Source organism: Vibrio sp. LaRot3, from assembly GCF_027587025.1.
In the GTDB taxonomy this organism is placed as follows: Bacteria; Pseudomonadota; Gammaproteobacteria; order Enterobacterales; family Vibrionaceae; genus Vibrio.
Window position 1 is genome coordinate 120,116 of record NZ_JAPPTI010000007.1, and the last position, 20,729, is coordinate 140,844.

The 20,729-nt window shown below is 44.5% G+C and carries 16 protein-coding genes and 1 pseudogene; 2 read left to right on the forward strand and 15 right to left on the reverse strand.

The window, feature by feature from the left end:
- Positions 1-18 precede the first annotated feature (18 nt).
- From tssH to OH461_RS14820, 12 genes are all read right to left on the reverse strand, one after another.
- On the reverse strand, positions 19-2,634 hold the full coding sequence (gene tssH / locus OH461_RS14765) for a type VI secretion system ATPase TssH (protein WP_270021335.1): 2,616 nt from the start codon (positions 2,632-2,634) through the stop codon (positions 19-21).
- Between the two features lie 72 nt (positions 2,635-2,706).
- Positions 2,707-3,642 carry a type VI secretion system baseplate subunit TssG gene (locus OH461_RS14770; protein ID WP_270021336.1) on the reverse strand — a complete coding sequence of 312 codons (936 nt, stop codon included), beginning with the start codon at positions 3,640-3,642 and terminating at the stop codon, positions 2,707-2,709.
- Between the two features lie 11 nt (positions 3,643-3,653).
- On the reverse strand, positions 3,654-5,405 hold the full coding sequence (gene tssF / locus OH461_RS14775; protein WP_270021337.1) for a type VI secretion system baseplate subunit TssF: 1,752 nt from the start codon (positions 5,403-5,405) through the stop codon (positions 3,654-3,656).
- Positions 5,398-5,820, reverse strand: coding sequence for a type VI secretion system baseplate subunit TssE (gene tssE / locus OH461_RS14780; RefSeq protein WP_270021338.1), 423 nt, complete (start codon positions 5,818-5,820; stop codon positions 5,398-5,400). The genes tssF and tssE overlap by 8 nt, the downstream gene beginning before the upstream one ends.
- Entirely contained in the window at positions 5,820-7,214 is a 1,395-nt protein-coding gene (locus OH461_RS14785) for a type VI secretion system contractile sheath domain-containing protein (RefSeq protein ID WP_270021339.1), read from the reverse strand. The genes tssE and OH461_RS14785 overlap by 1 nt, the downstream gene beginning before the upstream one ends.
- Before the next feature lie 48 nt (positions 7,215-7,262).
- Positions 7,263-8,741: a type VI secretion system contractile sheath large subunit gene (gene tssC / locus OH461_RS14790; RefSeq protein WP_270021340.1), complete on the reverse strand. Its 1,479-nt coding sequence runs from the start codon at positions 8,739-8,741 to the stop codon at positions 7,263-7,265.
- A complete protein-coding gene (tssB, locus tag OH461_RS14795; protein WP_270021341.1) occupies positions 8,741-9,244 on the reverse strand; it encodes a type VI secretion system contractile sheath small subunit in 504 nt (167 codons plus the stop codon). The genes tssC and tssB overlap by 1 nt, the downstream gene beginning before the upstream one ends.
- A 20-nt stretch (positions 9,245-9,264) precedes the next feature.
- Positions 9,265-9,786, reverse strand: a complete 522-nt coding sequence (locus OH461_RS14800; protein ID WP_270021342.1) for a type VI secretion system tube protein Hcp — start codon at positions 9,784-9,786, stop codon at positions 9,265-9,267.
- Positions 9,787-9,817: 31 nt separating this feature from the next.
- A complete protein-coding gene (locus OH461_RS14805) occupies positions 9,818-11,326 on the reverse strand; it encodes a type VI secretion system protein TssA (RefSeq protein ID WP_270021343.1) in 1,509 nt (502 codons plus the stop codon).
- A gap of 188 nt (positions 11,327-11,514) precedes the next feature.
- Positions 11,515-11,817: a PAAR domain-containing protein gene (locus OH461_RS14810; RefSeq protein WP_270021344.1), complete on the reverse strand. Its 303-nt coding sequence runs from the start codon at positions 11,815-11,817 to the stop codon at positions 11,515-11,517.
- A complete protein-coding gene (locus OH461_RS14815; RefSeq protein WP_270021345.1) occupies positions 11,814-12,404 on the reverse strand; it encodes a DUF6931 family protein in 591 nt (196 codons plus the stop codon). The genes OH461_RS14810 and OH461_RS14815 overlap by 4 nt, the downstream gene beginning before the upstream one ends.
- Positions 12,404-14,386: a type VI secretion system Vgr family protein gene (locus tag OH461_RS14820; protein WP_270021346.1), complete on the reverse strand. Its 1,983-nt coding sequence runs from the start codon at positions 14,384-14,386 to the stop codon at positions 12,404-12,406. Before OH461_RS14820 ends, OH461_RS14815 begins: the two co-directional genes overlap by 1 nt.
- A gap of 295 nt (positions 14,387-14,681) precedes the next feature.
- On the opposite strand from OH461_RS14820, the gene OH461_RS14825 reads away from it, so the two are divergent.
- On the forward strand, positions 14,682-15,572 hold the full coding sequence (locus OH461_RS14825; protein ID WP_270021347.1) for a hypothetical protein: 891 nt from the start codon (positions 14,682-14,684) through the stop codon (positions 15,570-15,572).
- Between the two features lie 74 nt (positions 15,573-15,646).
- Here the strand turns inward: OH461_RS14825 and OH461_RS14830 are convergent, their stop codons facing one another.
- Positions 15,647-16,114 (reverse strand): L,D-transpeptidase family protein, encoded by a 468-nt coding sequence (locus OH461_RS14830; RefSeq protein WP_443088466.1) that lies wholly within the window; start codon positions 16,112-16,114, stop codon positions 15,647-15,649.
- A 444-nt stretch (positions 16,115-16,558) separates the two neighbouring features.
- On the opposite strand from OH461_RS14830, the gene OH461_RS14835 reads away from it, so the two are divergent.
- Positions 16,559-18,688 (forward strand): sensor domain-containing diguanylate cyclase, encoded by a 2,130-nt coding sequence (locus OH461_RS14835; RefSeq protein WP_270021349.1) that lies wholly within the window; start codon positions 16,559-16,561, stop codon positions 18,686-18,688.
- A 59-nt stretch (positions 18,689-18,747) separates the two neighbouring features.
- Here OH461_RS14835 and OH461_RS14840 read toward each other — a convergent pair whose 3' ends face one another.
- Positions 18,748-20,388: a BatD family protein gene (locus OH461_RS14840; RefSeq protein ID WP_270021350.1), complete on the reverse strand. Its 1,641-nt coding sequence runs from the start codon at positions 20,386-20,388 to the stop codon at positions 18,748-18,750.
- Positions 20,382-20,729 (reverse strand): annotated as a pseudogene (locus OH461_RS14845) (hypothetical protein); the annotation flags it as partial. The gene OH461_RS14840 and the pseudogene OH461_RS14845, both read right to left, overlap by 7 nt.

The window sequence follows — 20,729 nt, forward strand, 5'->3', positions numbered from 1 at the left end:
AACATCTTTATCACTGCTCTATTGAATGTCGAGCTTAAATCCTTGTGTTGAGTTAGCAGAAGTCACAGTCACTTGGCTGATAGGTTCTTGGCGGCTTAAACGGCCTATACATTCTTCAGCCAATTTCGGCATTAAGCAGCGGTTAATAATTTGCTCTACGGCTCGGCCGCCGGTGGTTGGGTCAGTATTTTTGCTTACCACAAAGTCAACAAAACCCTCATCCCAAGTGAAACTTGCTTGATACTGTTCGGCGAGTTTCTTTTTGATGCGATTTAGCGCAATTGCGGTGATCTTGGCTAACTCTTCATCGTTAAGTGGGTAGTAAGGGACAATCGTTGTTCGGCCTAAAAATGCAGGTTTGAAGTAACGCTGTAAATCGGGGCGAATAGCCTGTAAGAGCTCATCATTATTGATGCGTTCGCTTTGTTCGGTATCCGCACAAACATCGCAGATTGCTTGGTCAGCGGCATTAGACGTCATGATTATCAGGGTGTTTTTGAAATCGACAGTTCGACCTTCACTGTCTTTAATATGGCCTTTATCAAAGATTTGATAAAAGAGGTCATGAACGCCCGGATGGGCTTTTTCCATTTCATCCAAAAGCAATACGGAATATGGGTTTCGGCGAATGGCTTCCGTGAGTACGCCGCCTTCACCAAAACCAACATAGCCCGCAGGAGAGCCAAGCAACATGGAAATTTTGTGCTCTTCTTTAAACTCGGTCATGTTAATCACAGTGAGGTCATTGCTGCCGCCATACAATTGCTCTGCAAGCGCCATGGCGGTTTCAGTTTTACCGACACCACTTGGACCACACATTAAGAAAACGCCAATAGGTTTACGGTTATCGGTAAGGCCTGCACGAGAGATACGAATCGCTTTTGCCAGTTCTTGCTTAGCGACATCTTGGCCGATGACGCGTTTGTCCAACTCAGATTCTAGGCTCAATAGGCGAGCAATTTCGTCACTCATCATGTTGCCGATTGGAATGCCAGTCCAATTGGAAATGACTTGAGCAATTGCCGTATCATCGACCATTGCATTGACTAATGGCTCTTCACCTTGCAGTTCGCTAAGGGTGTCAAGCAAAGCATTGAGTGTATGTTGTTCGTCAGTTTCGGTTTGTTCACTGCTTAAAATCGAATCTTGTCGTGCTTTAATTTGCTCGACCAGTTCGACTTCTTGTTGCCATCGAGCTTGGTAGGTTTGAAGTCGAGTTTGGCTTTGTTCGATCTCTTGTTTGATATCAATGATTTGTTGTTCTTGAGTACCAAACAGCTCTTGCTCTTTCTCAAGCGCATTAAGCTCATTATTTAAGTAGCGAACGGTTTGTTCTAAAGACTCGATGACCTCAGGCTTTGCTCCTTGAGTCAGTGCGATACGAGCGCTTGCGGTGTCCAATAAGCTGATTGCTTTATCTGGTAATTGGCGGGCTGGGAGGTAACGGATAGAAAGATATACTGCTGCATCGATTGCAGATTCGGCAATGAATGCACCATGATGTTTTTGCAGTGATGCTGCAATACCACGTAGCATTTGCTTTGCATCTTCTGCGTTTGGCTCTTCAATAGAGACAATTTGGAAACGACGTGTCAGCGCAGGGTCTTTTTCAAAGTATTTTTTGTATTCCGCCCATGTTGTGGCAGCAATGGTTTTAAACTCACCACGTGCTAAGGCTGGTTTCAATAAGTTGGCTGCGTCGTTTTGTCCTGCTGCGCCGCCAGCACCAATTAATGTGTGCGCTTCATCTATGAACACAATGATCGGTTGTTCGCTGTTTTTCACTTCATTGATGACGTCTTTTAAGCGGTTTTCAAATTCACCTTTTACGCTAGCGCCGGCTTGGAGCAAACCAAGATCGAGAGAGTGAATTTGGACACCTTGTAAAGCGGCTGGTACTTCGTTGGCTGCAATACGCAGTGCTAAACCTTCTACCACCGCTGTTTTACCTACACCCGGTTCACCCACCATAATTGGGTTGTTTTGACGTTTCCGACAAAGTATATCGATCGCTTTGCGAACTTCGGAATTTCGACCAGAGATAGGGTCAATGTTGCCTTCGATGGCTTGTTGAGTAAGGTTAATAGTGTACTTACTGAGAGCATCAGAACCAGATGGAGCATTACTTGCTACGCCACTGTTTACTGAACTTGTTTGTGAGTTTGAATGGCTTACTGGCGTCTTCTCGATTAACCCTTGCAACGCAGAAATAGATACGTTTTGTAGGCTATCTAGTGCTAACGTGGTTGTGCCAATTTTGTTCTGTTGCAACATGGCTTGCACTAGATGCAGGCTGATGATTTCCCCGTGACCATAATTCACTGATGCGATCATCCATGCATCTTTTAACAGCTCAGTTAGGCCATGGCTTAAGGTTGGCTGGCCTTGATTGCCGTTTGGTAGTCGAGAAATGCGCTGAGTCAATTCGTTTAGAAAAGCTTGCGGGTCAACATTCTGTTGCGTCATTAATGCTTTTAATTGGGTATCTTGCTGGTTGAGTAGTTCGACCAGCCAATGCTCAGGCTCAATCGCCGCAACGCCCTGATTCATGGCCGAGCCTGCTGAAGTTTCTAATGCACGCTTGAGTTGGTCTGAGAGCTTAGCCACTAAGTTAGTCAGTGTTATTTGGGTCATACTCAATTCCTTGTATCTTTATTCCTAGTCGCAATGCGACTAGTCCCGAGTTGGTTTCTCGCTGCAACGATGTCATTTCAATAGAATCTGAATGCGTTGCTGTGGTTTTCTTTCTGGAGCGAGACAATCCACTTCGCCCAATTTCGCTGCTCGCTGTGAGTTCGATGACAGCATAGGTTTTGCGAGGTACGCTCGCTTAACTTGTAAATAGATAGAGATAGGGGTGGTATCTCGTAAGTAGTGGCGAATCAACTGACGAATATGATCAGCCAATTGTGTATCTAGCCTAATTTGGTTCAGCTGCTTTTGGTTGGCCGGTTGAATGCTGATCTTTAAATGATGGTTATGGATCAAGCAGGTTTTTCCAATTAAGAAGCCTTGGCCAATACCGCTGTTAAAGTTCGGTTGAGTGCCTAACCTTGTCAGTGCACTTTTAGGTAACTGCCTACGTTCATGAGTTTTCGTTGCCACCGACATTTGGTAAGGGAAGTAATCATTTAAAATTTGCTCTAGAGTCGCAAGATTACGATGGCCTTGATTGAACAGTAATGCATACTGAAATAACCCTTGGTGCTGTTGTTTTAAATCCGCCAGATGTCGGAGTAACTGGCTTTTTTCTGGGTTAAGTTCTTGCTGAATGAGTAAATGTGGTGCTTGCTCTAATAAGGCGGTCAGCTCTAATTGACGTTGGTTAAACACATCGAGAAAGTCTTTAAGTGCGTGATCATCGTTGTGCAGTGCGCTTAACATTTCTTGATAGATATAATCGGGCACGACTCCGAAAAGCCCGGATAATGCTTGCTTGGCGACTCTGAGCTTAGCGCTGTCTTGAGTGTAAGAGAAATACTCCACTTCACTAGCTTCACCAGATGGCATCGCTTCAGCTTTGAGCTCGATTTTTAGTCTCTTAGTGCTGCTTTTCTTTATATGCGTTAATAAACGCATTGCCTGAGCGAAGTCGTATTGATGTGGGTGCTGTTTGAGGTCATTGATTAGTGACGTTGTCATATTTAATCCTCTTACAACGCACTTTGACTGCCGTGGACTTTCGGGTAGCGTTTTGCAATACCATCACGTCCGTGCAGTTTGATAGACAGCTGAATGTAGCGATCGAAGCTGCAAAATTGCTGGAAAAATCGATTAAGCGTTTCAGCAAAGATTAAGTAGTGGCCTGTTGTATCCAAGGTGATTTCGATTTCAGTTCCAGGCGCAAAAATGTTTTTACCGAGCATTCGCATTGAGGAGACTTGGGAACGTAATTTAACCTCACGAATCGTTTGAATTTCGTCATTGTTAAGTTGGTTTCTGCTGCACAATTGCAGCATTTGCTTGAGGTGCTCAGCTGGGTTTTCTGCTTGTTGAAGCGACGAAAAGTTGCTGTTTAGCATGCCAATAAATTGCCAATGAAGATTTGGATCCTGTTCCTTCTCTATTGGGGCTGATGGCGGATAGAGCGAATGGAAATCGCCCGGTAAATCAATAGGATCTAAGCAAGTCATTTGGCCTGAAATAGTACAGGCTTGTTTGCCATTGGAGCATAGTAATTGCGTGCCATAAAGCTTGGAAAACTCAATGTTCTCAATGTCAGCAAGGCTTATGGTGAGTTGTAGCTCTCCCTCCGAACTGGTCGTCGCTTGCCAATAATCGTCGGATGGGTTGCTGTGATAGCTGTCTTTAAACAGTGGCGTTAACGGTTTTTGACCTTTCGGAGTGATCTCATAAACCTGTTTTACTTCAACCACTTCAATGTGGCTATCGCTGTGGGAATCTGCGTTGACCGGAATAGACAAACTGCGTTGATCGTAAGGTGTTGGCTCACCAGATTGGTCGAACAAGTTTATGGCTGGTACGACATTGAGCTTAAACACGTGTTTATCGAACAAGCGTACAAACTCTAATGGCAATGAATGCATAAATAGGTTCAATACAATGGTGGATTGCTCGAACTGTTTTGCCGCTTGACCAAAATTATTTAGGCGGAAGAATTGACGCTTCTCTTTGAAGAAAAATAGCTCGTTAATGAGCTGAAAACCCGCAAATTGATTGCCTTTTTTGGGTAAAAACTGAAATTCTTTATCGCTAATGCGGCTTTTGAGGTCGGCTGATTCAAGCAGCACGTGCTGTAAGCCTTGTTCATCAGAAACTGAAATAGCCTGAGTTTCGCCCAAGAGTAGTTCAATCAAAGAGTCCGCATTGTTTTCGAAACCTTGTACAAACAGATCCAGCTGTGGATGGTTAAGCTGATTGAATGTAACGGCATCATCTCCAGTAGATAAGGTGAGTTGGATGACGCCAGAACATTGTTTCGCACCAGCGGGTCGGTCGAAATCAAATGGGGCACTGCTGGCCTTGGTATCAAGTAAGGCAAATGGCGCAGTGTCTAAATTATCGGCAGTGGTAAATAGACACTCTTCGCCATTTGCCAAAGAGGAAAAGCGGGTACCTTTTGGAATCGCAATGGATTCAGTGACAGGCTCGTCTGTACGCATTTCTAAGTAGGCAACGCTTGGCACGGTTTGGATATAACTCGGATAAAGCACTCCGAGTAAACCATTAATAACGTCAGGGAGTTGCTCGGTAAGCTTTTTTTCTACCTTGGCGTTAAGTAAAGCGACTCCGTCTAACAGCCTCGCTAAGCTTGGGTCTTCAATTTGACCTTGATGCACACCTAAGCGTTGTGCGTGGCTGCTATGTTGATCGCCGAACTGGCCTAGAGCACGACGCACAAAGGTCAGCTCTTGTTCGTAATAACGCAGTAGAGGATCACTCATACATATCCTCCTGCATATCAGTGGTGAGATCGTTCAATGATATCTTTGAGTCAAAAATCAGTTCTTTCTCACCGTGGCTCGTGTTGGTTTTGGCAACAACGTTAAATGCGATGGTGTTTTCACCCGCTTTTCTATCGATGATTTCTACCATTACTTGGTTAAGTCGTGGCTCAAATGTCTTAATGTAGCTTTCAAGTTTCATCGCTAATTGGTGTTTATCTAGATTGGCACTGAGTAAATGGACATCTTCAATGCCAAATCGATAGTTGGATTGCTGAACTTGAGTCAACCGACTGTCGATGGAGATGAGCGAGGCTTCGGAATCGAGCAGTCTGGTTAGGTGATAACGAATATCTTCAATATCATCTTTATAGCTAGCGGGTTGTGGGTTAATAAACGTGGTCCAAAAACTCATTAAGCCACCTCATCCAGTTCGGTGGTGAGCACTACTTCGCCTGAGAAATGATCGTATTGATACTGAGGTACAATACGTAAGGTACAAACAAAGTTACCGGGGTGCTGGTCAGAATCACACACGCTAATTTTTGCAAAACTTAACGGGTATTTGGCTAAAGTATCTTCATTGGCGTAAGCCACATTACTAGAGAACTTCTCAATCCACTGTGATAAAAACAGTTCACATTCGGCGGCGGTTTTGAAGCTACCAATCATTTCACGCACTTGTACTTTTAAATAATGGGCGATGCGACAAGACATCAAGCTTGTTTGTATTTGAGCGAGCACTTTGTCGTTATCTGATTGACCACTCAGCCAAATGGAGTTGTTGCCATTGAAGAAATACTTGTCGCTTAGGTTATTTTTGGTCAAAGGGATAAAGCCATTATGCGCATAAAAAGTGGACAGTTGGCCAAACAGCATGACTTTGGTTTTAGGCTCAAATAGAAATAGGCTAGGGCTGTGTTGCTGGTTGATTACAGCGCCCTGAGTGTTGTCGTTCCAACGGGATTTAAGAAAGCCAAACCAATTAACTCGGTGGTGCTCGCACATGATGGTCGAGGCAAAGGCAAAACCAGCAATGCCCCATAAGCCGCTTTTTGCTTCGTTATAGATAAAGCCGACTTTAGCGTTAGTGTATGGCTTACGCATTAATGTTTCCGGTAAGGTAATGCCGATAAAACGAGATGAACTCTTTTCTCTTAATGCTTGCCAAGACTGATAATCAGGGCCGTTAAGGATTTTTTCTATCCGCTGGGTATCTGATAGCCAATCTGCGCCAGAATCGACTAAAAAGTTGCGGCTTGGAGAAAATAGCATTGAGCATAAAGTGCTTTCGCCCAAACGGCTGAGTAGCTCAATGGTGAAGAGATCGTCGTAATCAGCGCTTAAATCTACATCCGCCGCAATAGGGTGGGTAAATAGAATGGCGCCGAATGGGTGCCCACCGAGCGTGTTGAGTTCTTGGTTACCAATTTTGTTGTACAGACGTGAGGTTTTAACACTGTACGCTTGGTTAACATCTGCCGATACTTCATTCCAACTCATATTGAGTATTTTAAGTTGGGTGCGTTGATAGTTGATCGGTAACGTGGCTAAGCCTTGTAATCCTAACCAGTTAGTATGTAACTGTTCAAAGTCGGGCTGGTGGATAATGGCATCTAACTGTTTGGAAAGTTGCTGATCAATTTGCGCTATAAGGCGAGATACCGAAGCGATAAGTGATTGAGTGTCACTTAACGCAGAGGGTTCTAACTGCAAAAGCAAACAGAGCGCCTCTTTTAAAAAGTCGCTTTGTTTGCTGTCGAGTCGATTAAATTGGTGTTGCCAATTTGAATTAAACAGTGTGTTCATACCATCCTTGTAAAGCCATGGCCAAATTGGCCATGGCTTATCTACGGGTTAACCCGGAATCTTCGCTACCATACGAACTGACGTGGTCAACTCTTCGAGTTGCAACCATGGCCTTAGGTGTGCAACCGCAGAATAAGCGCCCGGTTTACCCGGTTGCTCAACCACTTCAATTCTGGATTCTGCTAACGGGGTTTTCGCTCGCTGCTCGTTGCCAATGGCACCTGCATTGGTGTATTGGTCAATCCAGAGTTGCAGTTCACGTTGAATGTCTGGCGCTTCAAGGTTTGAACCTAGCTTGTCGCGACCCATTACTTTTAGGTAATGAGCAATGCGGCCACTTGCCATGATGTATGGCAAACGTGCTGAGATAGCAGCGTTGGCTGTCGCATCTGGGTCGGTATAGGTCTTTGGCTGTTGTGTTGTTTGACCGCCGATGAATACGCCATAGTTGGAGCTCTTGTAGTGAACTAGCGGCAAGAAGCCTAAGTCACTTAACTCTTTCTCACGTTCATCCGTTAGGTTAACTTCGGTTGGGCACTGCTGAACCAAGTCGCCAGCTTCCGTTTTGAAGGTCAAGTTAGGTAGGTTTTCTACTTTACCACCGTTATCTAGGCCACGGATTGAAGTACACCAACCGGATGCGGTATATGCTTGGGTCATTTTCAGACCTAGCTCGTATGCAGCGTTGGACCATACTAGTTGATCATTACCGGTCGGTTTTGGGTTGCCATCTGCATCAGTACCCAACTCTTCATAAGCAAATAACTTAGTGCCAATGCCTTTATCACCGTAAGGTAGACGTGCCAGAGTTCGTGGTAGAGTGAGCGTAACGTAGCGCGCATCATCACTTTCGCGGAATGCGTTCCACGCTGCGTATGCTGGAGAATCAAAGCCTGCTGCAACAGGTTTGCCTTCTTCGAATGTTGTAAAGTCGTTGAACTCAAACATTTCTGCATTAGCCGCTGCAACGAATGGTGCGTGACATGCAGCAGCAACTTCACCCATGTAGCGCAGTAGGGCGACGTCTTCGTCTTTGGCGCTGAACTCATAATCACCAATGAAAGTGCCATACGGTTCGCCACCGGCTGTGCCGTATTCGCCTTGGTATACCGCATTAAATAGCGGGCTGCGATCAATCGCTGGCGCATCTTCAAATTGCTCTAGTAACTCTTCTTGTGAAAAGTCGACCATTTTGATTTTTAGTGAACGGCCAAGTTCGCTTTCTTTAACCAGTTTTTGCAATCCTCGCCAAGAGCCTTCAAGCTTTTGGAAGTCTTTTTGCTGCATAACTTGAGAAAGCTGTTTTGATAACTTCTTATCAATTTCGACAATCGCGTTTTCAATGGTTTTGGTCAGGTTTTTGTCCCATGTAACTGTGCCGGATAGTGCTTGTTCGGCAAGTACTGAAAAGAGCTCTTTTGTCGTATCAGCAGGTGTTTGGGTTGTGGCTTCAATCGCACGGTCTAGAAAACTGAGTGATGCTTCAGCAGCTTCCGCTTGCGGTTGATTTTCAACTTCAGTCGTCATTATTCGGCTCCTTCTTTTTGGATACCAAGCTCGTCAGAAAGTGCGTTGATGGTCTCTGCACTTTGCAGTACTTCCTTGAGCAGCTTTTCTAGGTCGCGTGAGCGGTCGGCTTTTGAAAGCAGAACTTTAAGCTGGTTACGTGTTTCAACCAGTTTTTTTAAAGGTTCTACTTGATCAACGATCGCTTCCGGCTCGAAATCTTTCATTGAGGAGAATTTCAAGCTGGCTTCAAACTGACTGTCGTCCTCTGCCAACACGTTATCTACTTTGAAAGACAGTTCAGGGCCGACACGCTTCATGACAGTATCGAAGTTGTCTTTATCGACATTGTAGAAAGTGCGATCTTCTACTTCTTCTTTATCTTGCCTGTGGCCGGAGTAGTCACCAATTACGCCAACAACAAAAGGAAGCTCTTTGGTTTCGACAGCGCCATTGGTTTCGACGTCGTAAGTGATACTTACACGGTTTTTACTTACTCGCTTATGTTGGGAGTTAAGTGGCATAATGGTCTCTCCTTATTCCATTACGATGCTGTTGAAGTAACTTTGGCGGTTGTTGCATCGAAGCCAACTTCTGGCCCTTTCTCGATCTTGCCGCCTTCGCCTTCGATGTAGTAAGCCTTAGAAATCTCGGTATAAGTTAGGCTAAATGATTCATTTGGCAGGTGGCCGTCAGATGCACCCATGTTGTAACTCGACATACGAGCCGCCGTTAGGGTAAGAATGAGGTAAGGATCTGCACCTGAGCCTTCGCGGTTGGGCTTGGTCATGACGATTTCAATGGTTTTACCTTCGCCACCTGGGGCGTATAGGAAAGTGGTTAGATATGGTGTTGCACCATCACAACCACGGGTAATGTTCACTTCGCCGAGCGATACCATGCCTTGGTCTGCGTTGTTCGCATTACCAACATCGATGCCCACGCCACGTACTGCGTTCCAGTTAACGGTATCAATTGCAAAGAACCCATCTTTGCCACCGATTTTCTCTACCGTTGCAGCACCTTTAGGGGTCGTGCCATCAATTCTCATGTAAATAGAAGCCATTGTTTTCTCCTTTGCGAAATAGCTTTATTCTCTACCACTCGAAATCCGTAATACCGCTTGAAGACTGAGCAGTCTGTTCCTTGGTTTGATTTGATTCGTTGGAGTTTTTCGTCTGATCTGACGTTGTTTTTCCGCTAGCGTCCGAAGTCTTTTCGGCGCTAGTTGAAAGTGAATTGCTTACCTCATTACTAGCCGGCGTCACTGACGTTTTAGGCTTTGTCTCGTGCGTAGTGTTAACGGGTTGGGAAGCCGCTTTAATCGGTGTGATCTCTTGATTATCCATCCCCGTTAATTGATTGATATGCGCCAAAACTTGATTGTTACCATCGGTCATTTCTTCGAGCAGTTCTGGCAGGCTCATGTATCCCCATCGAATCGCTTTCTCCAGTAAAAATGATACTGGGCTATGTGGTTCAGTATGTTTGAAGTAATCGGCGATTTGCCTTAGTTCAGCAAACGCATGATCACGACTGGCTAACGTTTGACTCGATGGGAATGAGGTGAACTCGGCTGAAGTTGTTGTGGGGTGAGAAAGCTCAATGGATTGGTTTACCGGGGATAAATGTGAATCGCTGCCAAGTGTGCTTTGGCCTGCGGATTGGCTACTTTTGTCGTTTGTTGACTCATCATCAGTCAATTCATGAGAAGCGAATTCCAGTTGAGACTTATCGGCATCTGTTTGAGTTTGTTGTTCCACTTCAGAAGGAGGCAGCACTTCAATCAATTGATAACTATCGTCTAATGGCCAGCTATCAAATTGGTCAGCAACTAGAAATTTAATCGCATTGATCACATCAGCAATGTTCTGTTTGATGAATTTGAAGCTAACGGAAGTGGCGTTAACTTGCTGGCATTTTTCATTGATTGATTGCTCGGTTTGAGTGAAGTTTTGGTAGCTCTGCGCTAACTCATTCAGGGTTTGCGCCACAGAACCGTCGAATTGTTGTTGCGCCGTCTGTTTCAATTGCGCCAGTTCGCCGCTGCGTTCGGCACGATAAAAATCGGCTAGCGTTATTTCGCCAATGAAAGCGACTAATTGCAGTGGCATGTACAAGGCGGTGGTATCTTGGCTTTCGCCAACCAATTGCAGCAGAGGTTTGGTTCTAAATTCAGCACGTTCTCTGGCAATACTTGATGCTTCGCTGCTTTTCAGTTTGTCGTCTGGTAGGAATGGGTTGAGCGTATCCCAAAATTGTTCACTGATCTTACGCAAGACATAGGTGGCATCAGCTAAGTTAGTAAACGGCTGAGACGTAAAGACTTGGCTTGTGATGTACCAACCAAGGATTTCAAGATCTTTACTGGATTGAGTTAGCGCATGATAGGTTGCTGAGCGCAGCTCCTGCCAATGTTTGTCATTTGCTTCGAGCAAAGCTTCGTCGCTGGAAGCATCGGGGGTTTCTACAAGCTGCCTAAACGCTGACTGAGCAGAGTTGTATGTATTTCTGAGTGTGCGATACGCACTTCTATCCAGCTTCAAATATACGCCACTAGGCGAATCATCCGCTATCTGTGCCAACAGACTGTCTTTGTCTACCATGTCCTACTACGTCGAATACTTTGTTTATAGTTCTGTTAAGAACTAGTTCTTATGTTGTAAATTCAGTGTAGGCGGGATTTTAGAAACAGGAAGATGAAATTTATAATTTCATTGCATTTTAGAACTGTACCGCAAAAATTGGTCGGACTAATGGTTGATTTTATTAAATTTCCTTGGTTATTTTAGGGTTATCCACCGATTAAAACTGTTGGCATTCCAGCCACTATACTACCACCATGAGAAGTAGTATCACCCATTCGAGCAGCTGGCTTGCTATTGAATAGTACTGTAGTGCTACCCATGGCAATAGAGTCAGGTGTTCCCACACAAACGCATATATCACCAACAGTGGCTGCTGGCATACTACCGACCAAGATCGTCGGTGCGCCGGGGCCTGTCACCGGGCCGCCAACATGAGGAATGGGTGGAGTTGCAGGCGTTTGCATTGGGCAAACGTGCATGTCGGTCAAACGAGCAGCGGGCAATGTCATGAAGCGACTCCTTGCACTTGTTGAATACCTTGACCACCTTTGGCGATATTGATGGCTTGTTGATAGGCGTGATCAATAAATTCTTGATTTCTTTGCCAATCTGGCAGTGCTGCTGCGTGATTTATTGCGCCAGCAGTCGCTTTAGCATATAGGAATGGGTCAGGCATGACTGGTGGCTGATCTGGGGCAATAATGCTGCCTGAGCCGTTCCAGAATACCGCTTGTGCGAGCCAAGAGGGCCCGCAGTTTAGCTCCAATCGATTAGCAAGTAATTCTGCTTTTCTACGCAGCTCTTCCGACGGAGATAAAACCCATTGTTTGCAGGTTTCAAGGGTTTGTTTTTGCAGCGGAGACCAGACATCGTTGCGTGTCTCCAAGCACAGAGCACCCCAGAGAATCGCTTCACGTACCGGTAGGCAATGAGCAAGGAGCTGAACGAGATCGCTGTTAAGTTTATGACGACTGAGAGCCTGTAGCCCCTCGGCGATTGGTTGCTCATTAGCCAAGAGCTGTTTCGCTTCGTCGCTGGCTTTAAAACGTGGCAGAACTTGGCTTATGGTCTGGTATGGAATTTTTTTATAAGTCATTAGTTTACCTTAACAATTGCACCTTTTACTTCGCCCATGACACCACCATCAAATGTGGCTTTGAGTCCGGATTTAAACTCTGCACTTAGCGACCCTTCGGCCGAGAGTGTTGTGTCCGCTTTTATCGATACACTCAATCCACTAATGCTGTTTGAACTTGAGGCTTCTACAGCCGTCGTTGCGCCAGTGAGTTTATTCGCCGCCGTTGCTTTGCTAGTGACATTTGTGCCTTCTATATTTAGAGCGCTGCTAGCTTTGACATCAATGTTAGTTGCTTCAATTGAAATGGAGGAGGATGAAAGAGTAATTTTGCTTGAACCTACTTTGAGCTCCAGCGAGTCATCCGCTTCGATCGTGACGGTTTTGGCTTTTTCGGCCAGAGTTTTCGACGAAGTTAAGTTGTAATTATCCTCTGTACTCACTGTGATTGCTTTGGTTACTGTTTGAGTAAGCTCACCTTTAATGGTTTCCGTTTGATTGTTTTCCACCTCTTGAGTTAAATCTTTTGCCGCATGCAGGTAGAGCAGTTCGTTATCTTGTTTGTCGTCAAAATAGAGTTCGTTACTTTGCCCTGAAAGCTGAGTTTTGAACCCAGATTTGGTGGTGTTGGCTTCGGCGTAGGGTGGTGCATTCTTACTGTTGTACACACTGCCAGTAATGATGGGCTGATCGGGGTCACCATCGATAAATGCAACCAATACTTCTTGGCCTGCGCGCGGAATGAATTGAGCACCATAGCCACTACCAGCGAGCATTTGGGCAACACGGACATAGCAACTGGTTTTGTCTCCACTCGCTTCTGTATCCCAATGGAATTGGATTCTTACACGCCCTTGTTCGTCTTGATTAACCTCTCCCGTCGTTGAACCTGCAACCGTAGCACTTTGTAACCCATGGACTTTTTGTTTACCCGTTACTGTTGGGTAATAGGGAGTCGACTTAGGTACGAGGCGAAGTTGAGTTTGGCATTCAGTGGTTTGATCGTAGTGGATGTTGAGCTCTATCACCGAATAGTCACTTAATTGCGTTTTGTCTAAATGACTCGCAAGTGAAAACCAAGTAGCGATAGTAAAAGCATCGTGTTTCGCCGTGGCCTCAATGGTTAGGTAGTTTTGCTCTAATTGTTCGACTCGTCTTTTAGCAAGGCTACTGGCAAGATCGGATGTATCACCACTAATACCAAGTTCCGGATATCGGTTACGGGTCAATTGAGTGTGATTAGCGATAGAGTGGCTAGACTTTTTGACGCTGCCAGACACCAATTTGCTTTGGCTGTAGTCGTAACTGGTTAACTCAATACTCGCTCCATGAAAGCGTGAGATCGGGTTCCATTTTTCGATTAATGGGTAATCACCAGAGGGAGTTTCACGCATGTCAAATTTGGTATTGCTTGCTTGTTCAAAAGGCGTCTGTGCATCTTGTAAAACTAAGGTATGAGCATTCTCACTGTGTTCAAAATAGTATTGAATGCCTTCTTCAGCCAATAAGCGAGTGACGAAATCAAAATCCGATTCATTGTACTGCAAACAATATTCTCGCTTGGTTGAAGGCATGCTTGATATTTGATAGCTGCCTTTGAATCCTGCGTTGTCAAATATATCACTGACAATTTCTTGTGTGGATTGGTTTTGGTAAACCCGGAACGAATGTGTGTGTTTTAATAACCATAACCAAGATTTTATCGTGATTTCATACTGGTTATTTTCCAGATTAGCATCCATGCCCAAATGTTTAATTGCGGTAATAATTCCGTTGTAACAACGATTTATAGTGTTGTTATCGGATTGATTAAAATAGCGTTTAATCGTGATGGATTGGCCTAGTTGATCTTCAATGTCAAAACTTGCCGCAAGCAGCGTACAGCGAATGGTATCTGGCTTTGACAGGCTTTGTGATACGGTGGCTTGGGTAACAATGTGCTCTTGATTATTAGAGTCGACTGCTGTCATGTTGCTAGTCGAACTGGCGTATTTATCGGCCATTGCATCTCCTTATGCGATTGCCAGATGTAAAGAATCTAGTTTGGCTCATAATAATATTAGAACGATAAATACAGACATTTAGGATTATTTAGCGAGCTAGGGTTAATTTTGTAGCACGTGTCTAAATGTTGGTTATTTATATCTATACTTTGAGCGACTAGTAGGTTAGTTAAGTTTTAATAGTAATTAAAGTTTAACTAATCTAAACCATTATTTTACTAAGCTTATTTGCGCTTAAATAACTCAACCTACTTAGCAGGGAAGTATAAGTAGAAGCAAAACAGGGAACTTCAGTATGGCTAGCCAAAATGCTAAAAAAATGGCGAAAGAGTTTTTACAACATGTAGAAAAAGACAGTGCTTCATATCACAAGAGTTGGGCGCGAAAGTTCGGCAATAAGTACCAATCTGCTAAGAACTGGGTCAAACGTGATAAAAAAATGGTCGCAATGGACTTGGCTCAAAAAGGTGTAAAAACGGGTATTGGAATGATTCCCTTCCCGGGTACGAAAGAGGGTGCAGCATTGCTCGAAGTGGCTGGTGGCGCTGCGTTGAAAGCCGCTTCTCGTAGAGCGTGGGAAGAAGGGTCGAAAAAGGGCGTTAAATCGCTTCTCAACAAAAAGATTGAATCTGCTCGTAAGCACCTTAAAACTAGCTCAGTGGGCAAAGTGGATTATGAGTTTTTAGCGCTTTCAGCGCGGAAACGCGATGAGCACATTCATGCGATTCGTAAGTTAGTTAAATACGAAGTGAAGTTACTGCCGAAGCGATCGGATGAGCTGAGTTTGAGGCTGTTTAAACTCAAAGAAGCGATTAACGATTCAAGAGTGAAACTCAGCAAAACGGAAGTTGGTTCTAAGTCACCGATTGATAATATGCAGAGTTGGACAGAGTTTTTCTCTGCTGTTAAAGAGGTGGAACACTACCAAGCGAAATTGCGAGAGAGCCTAGTACAAGTTCAAGAGATTACCAAAGATGTGGAATGGTTCTTAGCCGCTTCAGAAGCGACGACAGATCAGATGAATGCGCAGAATCTTCCGCAGCTTGAAGAGGCATTCGATCAAATTCGCCGCAGTTATGGCAATATCAACTCACTCAAACAGCTCCAAGATATGATGTTGGAGAGAAGCTTGGTTGAGTCAGGGTTGATGGACTCAAGCGACATGACTTACAAGCTCGTCAATTAGCGGCATAGTCATGCGTTGCTAAACTCGCTCGCAAAAATCAGCATAGTTTCAAAGGCACCTAAATGGTGTCTTTTTTATGGTCGAATTTCAATTGGAGTTCCTTCTTTTACGAAACTCAGAAACTCATCCATATCGTGATTGGATAGGGCAATACAGCCATCGGTCCAATCGAAACTTTGGATGTAGTCACTCGGTAAGGTTTCGCCATTTTTCAAACCATGAATTTTGATATTTCCTCCGGGCTTTACGTTGTTTTGTTTGGCATTCGCAATATCTGAAGCATTTGGATAGTCGATATGAATTGAGCGATAAAATTGCGAGTTCTCTAATACAAATCCCAGTGTGTAAAGCCCTTCTGGGGTGCGTTTGTCACCTTCTTGTTGCTTATGGCCGATGGGCTGCTTACCCAAAGCGACACGAAACTCGCGAATGATTTCGCCATTGTTCATTAAGTACAAACGACGCTTAGATTTATCGACAGAGACTTTGTCTACTTGGGCATGACAAAAAGTTGTCATTAGTAGGCCTAACCAAATAATCATCAATTTCATCAGCTTATCTCGTGGCTTGTTGTAAGAGGGCCATTGCGAATTTCGCACCCTGCTAATAAAGCAATTGGAATGCCAAAACAAATTTGCTGCATGTATATAGTGTAGGTCGGATTAGTTAGCTGTTATGCAATCTATGGTCATCAAGTTCGCGTTTGAATGGCTCTTAGCATGTTTCGCTTTCACGCCGATAGTAGTCGTAAAGTTTATATTTTCTTGGTTTATACCTGTCTTTAGTGTTATTCATACTTATAGATAGGGCTATCAATTTTGGAAACAACATCAAAAAAATGTTATTCGATTCATGTATATGAAAATTGGAATAAGCGAACTGCGAGTGAGTTAACAGGGCATAGTGTTACTCATTTGATTGACTATCCGAAGCTGTTAATTTTGTAACGCATAATTATCATAAATTTGGTTAGGAAAGGTTCAATAATGTTTCCTCGTGCTTTACTCAAAGACATTATGTCTGCAAGAAATCATCGATTTCTTGCCAATGCTCTATTTCAATATATGGATGAACTGCTCCAGCCGCAGTCGATCTGTATTTTCTCTGAACCTCGCGCTGGCGAGCCTCCTAAAGTGCTATACAGCCAAGGGCAGCCTGCCGCCCTTAACCATTATCCAGATACGTTTTGGTCTTGGGTTGCGCAGTTTGATACGCCTGACGGACTTATTCCGCTAACCATGGCGACATGCCAGTGGGAGGAGTCGAACGCGATCGCGCTTAATTCCTACATATTTATGATGGACAATCATTCAGAGGGGCGAACCTATTTGATGGTTGAGTCGGTTGACCCTGAGACTATGCAAAAGGCCAACTATGAGCATGCGTTGGATCTGTTGCAGGTCATTGCTTCACGCTGGCAATGTGTCCGTGCTGAGCTGGTCGCGGCGAGTGAATATCGTGAGCGCGATATTAAAGAAGCGAAATATCTAGATGTGATCCAGCAACGTGAAAAGTTCATTGAAAACATGAAACTGGTACAAAAGATCGCCGTCGATATTTCAAACCCAGAAAGTTTAGATGAGTTACATCGTTTTGCTGTTGAATCTATCAGAGAGCGATTGGGCTTTGATCGCGCCGCTTTGATGTTACTCGATATTAAAAAACGTTGTTTCAGTGGAACGTATGGTACTGATGAACAGGGCAAAACGGTTGATGTTCATCATACTCAGTACGATCTTCACCAACTGGAAGAAGCCTATATTAACGCGCTTTTTGAAGGCCAAGAAGGATTGGTCGTGTTAGAAAACGCGCCGCTTTACAATGATGGCTCTGTTATAGGCCAAGGCTGGAATGGGATGCTTATCCTCCGAGATGGAGAAGATATTATCGGTTGGATAGCGCTTGATAACTATATCAACCGCGCCCCGATTACGTCCTACCAAAAGCAGATGCTTGAATCCTTTACTTCTTTACTCGCCCAAATCTATATTCGAAAACGCCAAGAACAAAATGTCCGTATGCTGCATGCGAGTATGGTTGAACTATCTCGTTGTATGACGGTACGCGATGTGTGTAAATCAGCCGTCACCTTTGGTATTAACAAGCTAGGCATAGACCGTTTAGCCGTCTTTCTTACTGATGAAAACTGTTCATATATGCAAGGGACTTGGGGTACGGATATTCAAGGTAACATTACCGATGAATCGTATTATCGCTCAGAGTTAGTTGATCGTTCGATTGTGAACAATGCTCGTTCCAATCCAAATGAAGTCGTATTTGAAGAATCAGTGCCTATTTATCACGATTTTCATATTGTAGGCTTCGGCTGGACAGCGATGACGATGCTTACCAGTAGCAGTGGCGAGCCGATTGCCTTTATTGCGGCGGATAACTTAATTCGTCGTTCACCTCTGACACACCAACTGCGTGAAGTTATTCGTATGTTTGCGTCTAACTTGACTGAGGTTTTGCTCCGAACACGTGCGCAAGAAGCGGTGCACGTATTGAACGAAACTCTTGAACAAGAAGTAAAAGAGCGAACTAGAGAGCTACAAGAAGCAAACGAGCAGCTTGAGTTGATGGCGAAAATGGACCCCCTTACTCGCCTTGGTAACCGCCGTATGTTGGAGTCTTTACTAGAAGATATCTGTTTGGATAAAAATAGCGGTAATGCAATCTATGGTTTGATCTTGGTCGATATTGACCACTTTGGGTTGTATAACAATTGCTATGGTCATATGCAGGGCGATATTGCTTTGATGCGCGTGGGCAGCATCTTACAACATCATGCACAGCAGAATAATGAAGTGTTCTGTCGTATTGGTGGTGAAGAGTTTGCTTTGTTGCTGGTAAACCAAACCGAGCAACAAGTGCTCAAGCTTGCCGAGAGTATTCGAGCAAGCATCGAGGATGAAGCCATCCCTCATGCAGACAATGAAGATCGCGCGGTATTAACGGTATCGGTCGGTTACACAGTCACTCACCTGAAAGGGGATGATTTTAATTTTGATGCTCTTTACAACTTGGCCGATAAAGCGCTATATCAGGCGAAGAACCAAGGACGAAACTGTATTTCAGGTAAGATGGTTGAACTCGAATCGACAGAGACAGATTAGTAACAACTCATCGAGTGAACCTACAAAGAAAAAGCAGCCAGATGGCTGCTTTTTTGGTTTTACAGTTTTGCTAATGAAGATGGCGGCTTAGCGGTTGGTTTACTTTTGCTAAGTTTCTTTATCAGTTTGATTAGCTGGTTCGGTTGCCATTCTTTAGGCGCATCAGAGTAGAGCGCTTGGCTCATGTTAGCGAGTTCGTTCTCGATCTGTTCGATGAGTTGAACATCTTTACCTTGCTGGGTTGTAAGCCAAGCTTTTGCTAAGTGTAATGCTTTGCTCCAATCTTGCGCTTGTAATGCCGCAATCAGAGCGTTGCTCTCATCAATAGGCATAGCGGGTAATTCTTCGCTGGTTGGCTTCTGGGCTGGGCGTTTTAAAGCCCACATGAGTGTGATTAGCCAAAGTAGGGCAAACATGCCAGTTAGGTAAGGCCAAATGCCACGTTCGATAATCACTTCTGGCGATTCTGCCATTTGCTCGGTAGCTACACGAACAGCTTGGGGCGCAATTGCTGGGTTGGCATTGGTTGCCTCATCAACGTTGAGTTGTAGTCCCGTCAACCGAGCTGTTTGCTGTTGCTCGGCTAGGCTGTTCCACCATGGTAGTGACAGTTCTGGCATTGTAACGTCGCCTGCTTTTTGTGGAATCAACACTTGGCGTAAGGTCATTCGCTGCATACCATTTTCAAGCGCGCTAAAGCTGGGCTTTTCTGAATAAACGCGAAGCTGCGTAGGGTAGGTTAGCTGTAAATTAGGGAAGCGTTCTGGCGCGAGCCCATCAATATCCAACGTGATTTCACGAGTCAGCGAATCGCCCACTGCAACTTTTGAAGTATCAGGGCTGAATGGATTTCCATTACTATCAAACCAATTCTGAGTCAGCTCTAAATGGGAGGCTGGTAGCCAATGACCTTGATAATCATTAGGTTTGGCGGAGACCGTCATCATAAAGGTTTCGGGCTCAATATTGATTGGAATAAAACGCGAAGAACCTTGTTGTGACTGATAGATCACAGTGCCTTTTAGAGATGAACTAACAATTTCGTATTTACCCGCGGTCTCTGCCGTAATCGAATAGGTTTTATCAATTACCGTAGCTTCGACGCCGTTAATCACAGTGTTAAATTGCTGGTCTTTACCTTGTTTGGTGATGGTTAGACCTTGCGCTGTCGGTTCTGAAAACTGAGAGTCTTTAAATTGGCGAGCCTGTCGCTTGATGATCACTCGTACTTTTAGCGTGGCACTTTCGCTTGGGTAGAGTTGCTGTTTATCAAGCTTACTTACCACCGAGATAAGTTCACCTTGCTTAGGTAATGATGCGTCGCGGGTTACACTAATCTGAATGGGTTGGGATCGTTCACCTTCCACTTCGAATGCTGGAATAGTGGTATTGCCAATCCCTTTAGGCACCAATGACAACACCCATTCACTGCTGCTAGAGCGAGAGCCGTTAATGATTCGAAATGACGTGTTGAAACGGGGCTGACTTACGATGAAGTCGTTTTCCAAGACCGAAAAATCGATCGCGTCATTATCGACATGCTCATCGAAGATCACTTTAAGATTAAAGACCTGATTTTCTACGACCTTGTTATTACTGACTAATGCTTTAAGAGTGGCAGCCCAAGTAGGCGTGCTCGTTGCTAAGCATGTCAGTAGGAGGATGAATGTCGACGCAATACGTCGCTTAAGCATTACCATTGTTTGTTCGACTCTTTTGGTAGCGGTTTTTCTCTTGCTTGTAGCACCATCTGGGCTTTGAGTAAGAGGCTAGGATCACGAGCGGATTCAACTTGCTCTAATTTACGAAGCTCAGGGTCAATCTCATTTGCTTGATTGACGCCCTGAGTGCTCGCGGTAACGGGTTTATCCCCCGGCTCTTTTGACTTTTTGTTGTCACTCTGCGCTTTGCTTTTGGCAACATTTTCTGTTTTTTCTTGTTTGGGTGCTTGCTTTGAACTGGATGCCTTTGCATCCTCACCCTGCTGAGACTGCTGAGACTGCTGAGACTGCTGAGACTGCTGAGACTGCTGAGACTGCTG

Coding starts and splice junctions, on each gene's coding strand:
- OH461_RS14770 (WP_270021336.1), bottom strand. CDS start 3,642: ATGACAACGTCACTAATCAATGACCTCAAACAGCACCCACATCAATAC.
- tssE (WP_270021338.1), bottom strand. CDS start 5,820: ATGAGTTTTTGGACCACGTTTATTAACCCACAACCCGCTAGCTATAAA.
- OH461_RS14810 (WP_270021344.1), bottom strand. CDS start 11,817: ATGACATTGCCCGCTGCTCGTTTGACCGACATGCACGTTTGCCCAATG.
- OH461_RS14800 (WP_270021342.1), bottom strand. CDS start 9,786: ATGGCTTCTATTTACATGAGAATTGATGGCACGACCCCTAAAGGTGCT.
- OH461_RS14820 (WP_270021346.1), bottom strand. CDS start 14,386: ATGGCCGATAAATACGCCAGTTCGACTAGCAACATGACAGCAGTCGAC.
- OH461_RS14805 (WP_270021343.1), bottom strand. CDS start 11,326: ATGGTAGACAAAGACAGTCTGTTGGCACAGATAGCGGATGATTCGCCT.
- OH461_RS14835 (WP_270021349.1), top strand. CDS start 16,559: ATGTTTCCTCGTGCTTTACTCAAAGACATTATGTCTGCAAGAAATCAT.
- OH461_RS14815 (WP_270021345.1), bottom strand. CDS start 12,404: ATGACTTATAAAAAAATTCCATACCAGACCATAAGCCAAGTTCTGCCA.
- tssH (WP_270021335.1), bottom strand. CDS start 2,634: ATGACCCAAATAACACTGACTAACTTAGTGGCTAAGCTCTCAGACCAA.
- OH461_RS14830 (WP_443088466.1), bottom strand. CDS start 16,114: ATGATTATTTGGTTAGGCCTACTAATGACAACTTTTTGTCATGCCCAA.
- OH461_RS14825 (WP_270021347.1), top strand. CDS start 14,682: ATGGCTAGCCAAAATGCTAAAAAAATGGCGAAAGAGTTTTTACAACAT.
- tssC (WP_270021340.1), bottom strand. CDS start 8,741: ATGACGACTGAAGTTGAAAATCAACCGCAAGCGGAAGCTGCTGAAGCA.
- tssB (WP_270021341.1), bottom strand. CDS start 9,244: ATGCCACTTAACTCCCAACATAAGCGAGTAAGTAAAAACCGTGTAAGT.
- OH461_RS14840 (WP_270021350.1), bottom strand. CDS start 20,388: ATGGTAATGCTTAAGCGACGTATTGCGTCGACATTCATCCTCCTACTG.
- tssF (WP_270021337.1), bottom strand. CDS start 5,405: ATGAGTGATCCTCTACTGCGTTATTACGAACAAGAGCTGACCTTTGTG.
- OH461_RS14785 (WP_270021339.1), bottom strand. CDS start 7,214: ATGAACACACTGTTTAATTCAAATTGGCAACACCAATTTAATCGACTC.